Here is an 8,661-nt window from a genome sequence, read left to right as displayed (position 1 = left end):
AAGGCGGCTTGCGCCTGCGGGATGCGCGGGGCGACTTCGGCGACGATGGCGCGCATGTCGGCGACGCGGTCGCGCAGTACATTGGCGAGTTTTTCGCCTTCACGGGCGCGGCTGGCGGTAAATTCGGTCAGCGCCTCGCGCGCCGTTGCCAGCACTTCCGGCACCAGGGCGGCAAAATCGATGCGCTGCTCACCGAACATACCGGGCCAGCGCAAAATCTCATTGACCGACAAGGGCGCAGCATCCGGCAGACGCGCCCGCACCGCCTCGCCCAGTTGGCTCAGGGCAGCCAGCAAATCCACATTCAACTGCAGGCTGTCGCTGCGCTGTTGCTGCGTCTGAAAAGACAAGCGGCATTCGACCTTGCCCCGTTTGATCTGGCTGGCGAACAATTCGCGCAGCGGTAGTTCGCTGGCGCGCAGCTCTTCACCGACACGAAAATGAAAATCCAGATAGCGCGAATTCACGCTCTTGATTTCAAGCTGCACACTGCCGCCCTCAACGGGGCGGGCGCAGGCGGCATAACCGGTCATACTGCAGATCATCGAAACTACCTCTTTGCTTTACAGGGCGGGCAACACAGCCGACAATGGCCGCTTGATTGCATCATAACCGCGAGACTTATGGCGGAACAAGCCAACGCTCCCCTACCCAGCGGCTTTGCCCTGGAAGAGTACACCATCAAGCGCCAGCTCTCGCTCGGCGGCTTTTCCATCGTGTACCTAGCGAGCGATCCTGAAGGCAAAGAGGTGGCGATCAAGGAATATCTGCCCAATACCCTGGCCCTGCGCGCCAACGGCGAAACCCGCCCGGTGATTACCGAAGACCATCTTGGTGCCTTCCGCTATGGCATGAAATGTTTTTTTGAAGAAGGCCGGGCGCTGGCCATGCTGTCGCACCCGAACGTGGTGCGGGTGCAGAATTTTTTCCGCGCCAACGATACCGTGTACATGGTGATGGAATACGAGCACGGCTGCACCTTGCAGGAGCACATCCGCCGTCACCACGGCAAATTGTCCGAACGTTTCATGCGCGGCGTGTTCACCCGCATGCTGAATGGTTTGCGTGAAGTGCACACCAACAAACTGCTGCACCTGGATCTCAAGCCCGCCAATATCTATCTGCGCAGCGACCTGACGCCGGTGTTGATCGATTTCGGTGCTGCCCGGCAAACCCTGGCCAGCGACCAACCCATGCTCAAGCCGATGTACACCCCGGGCTTCGCCTCGCCGGAACACTATGGCGAGCGCAAGCATCTCGGGCCGTGGAGCGACATCTACAGCGTCGGTGCCTCGATGTACGCCTGCCTGGCCGGCGCTGCCCCACAGCCAGCCGACGAGCGCCTGAAAAAAGATCAGTTGATCCCCGCCATGGTGCGCTGGGAAGGCAAATACTCCGACCGCCTGCTGGAAATCATCGACTGGTGCATGAACCTCAATCACCTGTATCGTCCGCAAAGCGTCTTTTCCCTGCAAAAAGCCCTGGTGGCCGAAACCCCGCAGCACGAAAAACACAAGGAAGGCTGGATGGGCCGCTTCGTCAACCGTTTCCGAGCAAACGCCCGATGAAATTCACCATTTACCAAGACAGCCGCCAAGGTGGCCGGCAAAACAACGAAGATCGCACCACCTACTGCTATTCGCGCGATGCCTTGTTAATGGTCACCGCCGACGGCATGGGTGGCCACCACCACGGCGAAATTGCCGCACAAATCGCCGTCCAGACCTTTGCCGATGCCTTTCAGAGTGAGGCCCAGCCGCGCATCATCGATCCCTTCAGTTTTTTGCAGCAGGGCATGAGCCGCGCCCATCTGGCCATCCTCGATTACGTCGAACGCCATGCTCTGAGCGAATCGCCGCGCACCACCTGCGTTGCCTGCCTGGTCCAGGACAGCATTGCTTATTGGGCGCATGTGGGCGATTCGCGCCTCTATTTGATGCGCAACGGACGCATCATGGTGCAAACCAAAGACCATTCGCGCATCCGTCTGCTACTGGAAGAGGGCTTGATCACCCCGCAGCAAGCACTCACCCACCCGGACCGCAATAAAATCTACAGCTGTCTGGGCAGCCCCTCGGTACCGGAAATCGACCTCTCGCGCAAAACCCCGCTCGAGCGCGACGACATCATCGCCCTATGCACCGACGGCCTGTGGGGCACGATTCCCGGCGAAATCATCGCCGGCAAGCTGAAAGAGGCCAACTTCCTCAACACCTTGCCCAAAATCATGACGCAAGCCGAAAAGCTCGGCGGGCCGCGCGGCGACAATCTCTCCATCGTCGCCGTGCGCTGGGAAGACGGCTATGTCGAACCGGAGAGCAGCCTCATCTCCACCCACACCATGGGCCTGAGCGAAGTAACCACTCGCCTCGACGAGTTCGGGCGCAACCCCAATTACAAAAGCGAGCTCTCGGAAGACGACATCGAAGCGGCGATTGAAGAAATCCGCGCCGCCATCGACAAATTCAAGCCGGGGAAAATTTAAGCCCGGTTCACCCACCCCATTCAAGGAAAACCATGCGCCCCAGCCAGCGTTCTGCGGACCAACTGCGTCCGCTCAAAATCACCCGCGCCTTCACCTGTCACGCCGAAGGTTCGGTACTCATCGAAATGGGCAACACCCGCGTGCTGTGCACCGCTTCCGTCGAAGAAAGCCTGCCGCCCTTCCTGCGCGGCAAGGGCCAGGGCTGGGTGACCGCCGAATACGGCATGCTGCCGCGCGCCACCCACAGCCGCACGGCACGCGAAGCGGCCAAAGGCAAACAAACCGGACGCACCCAGGAAATCCAGCGCCTGATCGGCCGCTCGCTGCGCGCCGTGACCGATTTGAAAGCCTTGGGCGAGCGCCAGATCACGCTCGACTGCGACGTCCTGCAAGCCGACGGCGGCACCCGTTGCGCCGCCATCAGCGGAGCCTGGATCGCCCTTTACGATGCCTGCGAAAAACTCGTGCAAACCGGCAAACTGCCCGCCAACCCTGTGCGCGACCACATCGCCGCCGTTTCGGTCGGTATTTTTAAGGCCAGCCCGGTGCTCGATCTCGACTACCCGGAAGACTCCGCCTGCGACACCGACATGAACGTCGTCATGACCGGCAGCGGCGGCCTGGTTGAAGTACAAGGCACGGCCGAAGGCGCACCGTTTTCCCGCGAACAGATGAACAGCCTGCTCGACCTGGCACAAGCCGGCATCCGCCAACTGGTCGCCGCCCAAAAACAGGCGCTGACCACATGAAAAAGCTGCTACTGGCTTCCAATAACGCCAAAAAACTCAAAGAGCTCGACGCCCTGCTCGCCCCCCTGGGCTACGTCTTGATTCCCCAGGGCGAACTCGGCATCCCGGAAGCCGAGGAACCGCACCCCACTTTCATCGAAAACGCCCTCGCCAAAGCCCGCCACGCCGCCCGCCTGAGTGGCCTGCCAGCACTGGCCGACGATTCCGGCCTGTGCGTGCACGCTTTGGCCGGCGCGCCCGGCGTCATCTCCGCCCGTTACGCCGGCGAACCGAAATCGGATGCGCGCAACAACGAAAAACTGCTCGCCGACCTCGCTCCCCACACCGACCGCCGCGCCCATTTCGTCAGCTGCCTGGTGCTCTGCCGCCACACCAATGACCCGCAACCCCTCATCGCCGAAGGTGAGTGGCACGGTGAAATTCTTACTGAATTACGGGGTACTGAGGGGTTTGGCTACGATCCGCTCTTTTTCGTTCCGGCACTGGGCCGGACTGCCGCCGAACTGGAGCCTGAATTGAAAAACCGGGTTTCGCATCGCGGGCAGGCGATGCAGAGGCTGCTGGCGCGGCTGCAAGGGGCTTAGGGGGGGGGCGGGGTTTTAGGGATTTTAGGGGGTTTGCTTTTCGGGCCGGGGTCCTTGTTTTACCGCCTGGTTCCGCGCTGCGGCGCGGGCGTACTTTCTTTTGCTTGCCCAAAAGAAAGTAGCCAAAGAAAAAGGCACCCCGGTTCGGTGGCCCCTACGGGGCTTCCCTGCGCTACTCGGTCTTGGCGGGGGCGGCGCAAACTCGGGGCTGCGCCCCTCAAACATGCTTGCCCTTTCTCCGCCAAGCCCTGCGTTGCTCGGCACCTCTCATGGGGGAAAAACCATCCGGGTTTGGGAGCTGTCGAAAATTCTGGCTTTTTTCCGGCACGAGCAGCCGAGGTTCATGACTGGAACCCGGTCAACCCTGGCACCAAGCATGGCAAATCAAGAGAAAAACTGTTTTATCTCTGTACCCGAAAAAAGCGGATATTTTTGTGCTACCCGAACCCGACGGGTTTTTCTTCCCCTTGGAAGACGCTGAGCAACGCAGGCGGGCCGGGGGCTTTCGGCTGGCTATGTCTGAGCCGCATAGCGGCGAGTTTAGCCAGCCGCCCGGCCCGGCGAGTAGCGCAAGGCACCCCGCGCAGCGGGGCGTCGACCATGGGGTGCCTTTTTCTTTGGCTACTTTCTTTTGGGCAAGCAAAAGAAAGTACGCCCGCGCCGCAGCGCGGAACCAGGCGGTAAAACAAAGAACCCAGCCCGAAAAGCAACAAACAACAGCCTAGTAACCGAGACTTAGCCCCTCTCACACCCGAAAATACCGCACCGCCTCACTCAACGCCTGCGCCAGGCGCTGCAGCTCTCCTGCGGCGCTGGCGCTCTGTTGAATCGCTGCCGCGTTCTGCTCGCTGATTTGGGCGATGACCTCCACCCGGCGGGCGATTTCGCTGCTGGCGGCATTTTGTTCGCCGAGCGCATCGCCGATCTGATTGACCGCGCGCACCACCTGCCCAGCATAGTTTTGCAAATTGGCGATGGTGGTTCCTGCCTCCGCCACATCGGCCGATTCGGTATTGACCAGCCGCACCCCGGTTTCCATGCGCCCCACGCCGCTTTGGATGCCGTTACGCACCACGTCCACCGTGGTAGCGATTTCCACCGTCGATTGCGCCGTGCGTTCGGCCAGTTTGCGCACCTCGTCGGCGACCACGGCAAAACCACGCCCCTGCTCGCCGGCGCGTGCCGCCTCAATCGCCGCATTCAAGGCCAGCAGATTGGTTTGGTCGGCAATTTCCTTGATCGTGCCGACGATTGCCGCGATTTTTTCCGATTCCTGCTCCAGCGCAGAGATCACCTGCGCGGACTCCGTCACCGATTCGGCAACCTGGGCCATGCCCTGCACCACGCGATCGACTACCGCGCCACCCTGACACGACAAATCACCGGATTCTTCGGCGCAGCTGCGCGCCTCACTTGCGTGTTCACTGACCTGCCCGATGCCGACCGTCATTTCCTGCATCGCGGCGGCCACTGCCGAAACCGATTCACTTTGTTCGCTGGAACGCTCCGCCGCCTGCCCGGCCTCGGCCTGCAAAGCATTTGCCGCCTGCAGCAAAGCATCAGCATTGTCACGAATGCCGCCGACCATATCTGCCAGGCGCTCGCGCATGAGCGCCATGGCGGCCATGACGCTGCCCGGCTGCGCCGTCGCGATGGTCACACCCAAATCCCCCGCCGCCACCGCTTCGGCCACTGCGCAGACCTGCGCCGGGTCTGCGCCCAGCTGTTGCGTCAAGGTGCGCAATACCCGCGTCAATAAAACCATGGCGACCACCACGCTGAGCAGCACGAGGAACATCATCACGCGCTCGGAGCGCTCGATCGTGCCTTGCGTCGTCTGCTTGGCCAGCTCCAGATCTTCTTGCAAGCGCTTCATCTCATCGACGAGCAGGCTGCGATTTTGCCGCCAGAGCGGTGTTTCCTTGGCGTTGATCAAGGCGACCGCCCCCGCCTGGTCGCCCGCCACCGCCAGTGTGACGATCTCGCCAATCAGCTGCTGGCGCTCCTGCGCCACTTTCTGCACCTGTTGCAGCAATTCGCTTTGCGCTGATACCCCCTGCGCCAGACGCTGCGCCTGCTGCAAATGCAGCTCGAACTCTTCCAGCGCTTTGGCGAGGTTATCGTGCCCGGTTTTATTGGCCGGATTGAGTGTGACATTGCGCAATGCCTGGCCGCTTTGCAGCCCCTGGGCATACATGCCGACCACGGCGCGCTCAAAGGCCACATCGTGATCGATGTGTTGAATGAAACTTTGTTTGACCTGATTCAAACCAAACAAAGCAAAGCCGGCGGCCAGCAGGAATACGCCAAAAACCGCCAAAAAAGCCGCCACAATCCGCGTTTTGAAGCTCATTTTTCTTCCTTTTGTTTGGTTTTTATGAATTTCACTACTTAAACAACACATTTACAGTAACACAAAGTGACATTGTGTTAGCTCGCCACTCCACTCACCACTCCTGCCGCCCAGCCGCGCCGCTTTTGCGTATAGTGCTGCCTTTCCCCCTGACCGCCCCCGCCCCATGGACACCTTGCGTATTCGCGGCGCTCGCACGCATAACCTGAAAAATATCAGCCTCGATCTGCCGCGCAACCAGTTGATCGTGATTACCGGCTTATCTGGTTCCGGCAAATCCTCGCTCGCTTTCGACACGCTCTATGCCGAGGGGCAGCGGCGCTATGTCGAATCGCTTTCCGCCTATGCGCGGCAGTTTTTGCAGTTGATGGAAAAACCCGACGTCGATCTGATCGAAGGCCTGTCGCCCGCGATTTCCATCGAACAAAAGGCGACCAGCCACAACCCGCGCTCCACCGTTGGCACCGTTACCGAGATCCACGATTACCTGCGCCTGCTCTACGCCCGCGCCGGCACGCCCTATTGCCCGGAGCACCAACATCCTCTGGCGGCACAAACGGTGTCGCAAATGGTCGATAGCGTGCTCGCCTTGCCGGCCGAAACCAAGCTGATGATCCTCGCCCCCGTGGTGGCCAACCGCAAGGGCGAGCAGCTCGATCTGTTTGCCGAACTGCGCGCCCAGGGTTTTGCCCGGGTACGCGTCGATGGCACGGTGTATGAGCTTGATGCCGTACCGAAACTGACGAAATCGCACAAACACACGGTGGATGTCGTGGTCGACCGCTTAAAAGTGCGCGAGGACATGCGCCAGCGCCTGGCGGAATCCTTCGAAACCGCGCTGCGCCACGCCGACGGCCGAGCGCTGGCACTCGAAATGGACAGCGGCGAAGAGCAGCTCTTTTCCGCCAAATTCGCCTGCCCCATTTGTTCCTACGCCTTGCAGGAACTGGAACCGCGCCTGTTTTCCTTCAACAGCCCGATGGGCGCTTGCGCCAAGTGCGACGGCCTGGGGGTGATTCAGTTTTTCGATCCGCAGCGCATCGTCGCCGCGCCGCATCTGTCGCTTGCCGCCGGGGCGATTCGCAGCTGGGACAAAAAGAATCCCTTCACCTTTCCGCTGCTCGAATCACTGGCCGAACACTACCAATTTTCGCTCGATACGCCGTTTAATCAGCTGCCGGAAGACCTGCGCCAGATTCTTTTGTATGGCTCGAGCAAGGAAGTCATCCGCTTTTTGCATTTTTCCGACAAAGGCCCGCGCATCGAGCGCCACCATACTTTCGAGGGCATCGTTCCCAATATCGAGCGGCGTTACCGTTCCAGCGATTCGGCCAGCCTGCGCGAAGACCTGGCCCGCTACATCAGCAACTCGACCTGCCCGCAGTGCGACGGCAGCCGCCTGCGCAGCGAGGCGCGCCATGTGCGGGTCGGCGAAAAAACCCTGCACGACATCAACCGCCTGCCGCTCACTGAGGCGCGCAATCATTTCAACTGCCTGCAACTGCCCGGCCACAAGGCGCAGATCGCCGACAAGATCCTCAAGGAAATCACCGCCCGCTTAAGCTTCCTGATCGACGTCGGCCTCGACTACCTATGTCTGGAACGCTCGGCGGAAACCCTCTCCGGCGGCGAGGCGCAGCGCATCCGCCTGGCCTCGCAGATCGGCTCCGGGCTGACCGGCGTCATGTACGTGCTCGATGAACCTTCCATCGGCCTGCACCAGCGCGACAACGACCGCCTGCTCGCCACGCTCAGAAACCTGCGCGACATGGGCAACAGCGTGCTGGTGGTGGAACACGACGAAGACGCCATCCGCAGCGCCGATTACGTGGTCGACATCGGCCCCGGCGCGGGCGTGCATGGCGGCCACATCGTCGCCCGCGGCACGCCGGCAGAAGTCACCGCCAACCCCGCCTCTCTCACCGGCGCCTATTTGAGCGGCCAGCGTGCCATCGCCGTGCCGGAAAAACGTCGGCAGGCTGATCCGGACAAACAATTACGCATCATCGGCGCACACGGCCACAACCTGCGCGACGTCACACTGGAACTGCCGGTCGGCCTATTCACCTGCATCACCGGCGTTTCCGGTTCCGGCAAATCGACCCTCATCAACGACACGCTCTATGCCGCTGCCGCCCGCCATCTCTACGGCTCCACGGCAGAACCCGCGCCGCACAAGGCAATCACCGGGCTCGATCTGTTCGACAAGGTGATCAACGTCGATCAATCGCCCATTGGCCGCACGCCGCGCTCCAACCCGGCCACCTACACCGGCCTGCTGACTCCCATCCGCGAGCTTTTTTCGCAAGTGCCGGAAGCCCGCGTCCGGGGCTATCTGCCGGGGCGTTTCTCCTTCAACGTCAAGGGCGGACGCTGCGAAGCCTGCCAGGGCGACGGCATGATCAAGGTGGAAATGCACTTCCTGCCGGACATCTACGTGCCGTGCGACGTCTGCCACGGCCAGCGCTACAACCGCGAAACCCTGGAAAT

General features: G+C 61.2%; 7 protein-coding genes. 5 read left to right on the top strand and 2 right to left on the bottom strand.

Annotation, left to right across the window (positions count from 1 at the left end; all coding sequences use genetic code 11):
- Nucleotides 1-545: YicC/YloC family endoribonuclease (locus ACM62Q_RS12625; RefSeq protein ID WP_415037126.1), on the bottom strand; the 545-nt coding region annotated here is incomplete at its 3' end.
- A gap of 78 nt (nt 546-623) precedes the next feature.
- Between ACM62Q_RS12625 and ACM62Q_RS12620 the strand changes: the two genes are divergently transcribed.
- The 4 genes from ACM62Q_RS12620 to rdgB are packed head-to-tail and all read left to right on the top strand — an operon-like array spanning nt 624 to nt 3,818.
- The gene (locus ACM62Q_RS12620; RefSeq protein WP_415037124.1) at nt 624-1,568 is read left to right on the top strand and encodes a serine/threonine protein kinase; all 945 of its coding nucleotides are present in this window, start codon (nt 624-626) and stop codon (nt 1,566-1,568) included.
- Nucleotides 1,565-2,485 (top strand): PP2C family protein-serine/threonine phosphatase, encoded by a 921-nt coding sequence (locus ACM62Q_RS12615; protein ID WP_415037122.1) that lies wholly within the window; start codon nt 1,565-1,567, stop codon nt 2,483-2,485. The genes ACM62Q_RS12620 and ACM62Q_RS12615 overlap by 4 nt, the downstream gene beginning before the upstream one ends.
- A 32-nt stretch (nt 2,486-2,517) precedes the next feature.
- Nucleotides 2,518-3,234: a ribonuclease PH gene (rph, locus tag ACM62Q_RS12610; protein ID WP_415037120.1), complete on the top strand. Its 717-nt coding sequence runs from the start codon at nt 2,518-2,520 to the stop codon at nt 3,232-3,234.
- Entirely contained in the window at nt 3,231-3,818 is a 588-nt protein-coding gene (gene rdgB / locus ACM62Q_RS12605) for an RdgB/HAM1 family non-canonical purine NTP pyrophosphatase (RefSeq protein WP_415037118.1), read from the top strand. The genes rph and rdgB overlap by 4 nt, the downstream gene beginning before the upstream one ends.
- A 745-nt stretch (nt 3,819-4,563) precedes the next feature.
- Here rdgB and ACM62Q_RS12600 read toward each other — a convergent pair.
- A complete protein-coding gene (locus ACM62Q_RS12600; protein WP_415037116.1) occupies nt 4,564-6,171 on the bottom strand; it encodes a methyl-accepting chemotaxis protein in 1,608 nt (535 codons plus the stop codon).
- A 166-nt stretch (nt 6,172-6,337) separates the two neighbouring features.
- On the opposite strand from ACM62Q_RS12600, the gene uvrA reads away from it, so the two are divergent.
- Nucleotides 6,338-8,661: excinuclease ABC subunit UvrA (gene uvrA, locus ACM62Q_RS12595; protein ID WP_415037114.1), on the top strand; the 2,324-nt coding region annotated here is incomplete at its 3' end.

The sequence above is a fragment of the Azonexus sp. genome (genome assembly GCF_047638095.1).
In the GTDB taxonomy this organism is placed as follows: domain Bacteria; phylum Pseudomonadota; class Gammaproteobacteria; order Burkholderiales; family Rhodocyclaceae; genus Azonexus.
Note: the sequence above shows the minus strand (reverse complement) of the source record. Positions and strands in the feature narration are given on the sequence as shown.

Excerpts from the sequence above, each read along its gene's own strand:
- ACM62Q_RS12620 (WP_415037124.1), top strand. The coding sequence starts at position 624 with ATGGCGGAACAAGCCAACGCTCCCCTACCCAGCGGCTTTGCCCTGGAA.
- ACM62Q_RS12615 (WP_415037122.1), top strand. The coding sequence starts at position 1,565 with ATGAAATTCACCATTTACCAAGACAGCCGCCAAGGTGGCCGGCAAAAC.
- rph (WP_415037120.1), top strand. The coding sequence starts at position 2,518 with ATGCGCCCCAGCCAGCGTTCTGCGGACCAACTGCGTCCGCTCAAAATC.
- rdgB (WP_415037118.1), top strand. The coding sequence starts at position 3,231 with ATGAAAAAGCTGCTACTGGCTTCCAATAACGCCAAAAAACTCAAAGAG.
- ACM62Q_RS12600 (WP_415037116.1), bottom strand. The coding sequence starts at position 6,171 with ATGAGCTTCAAAACGCGGATTGTGGCGGCTTTTTTGGCGGTTTTTGGC.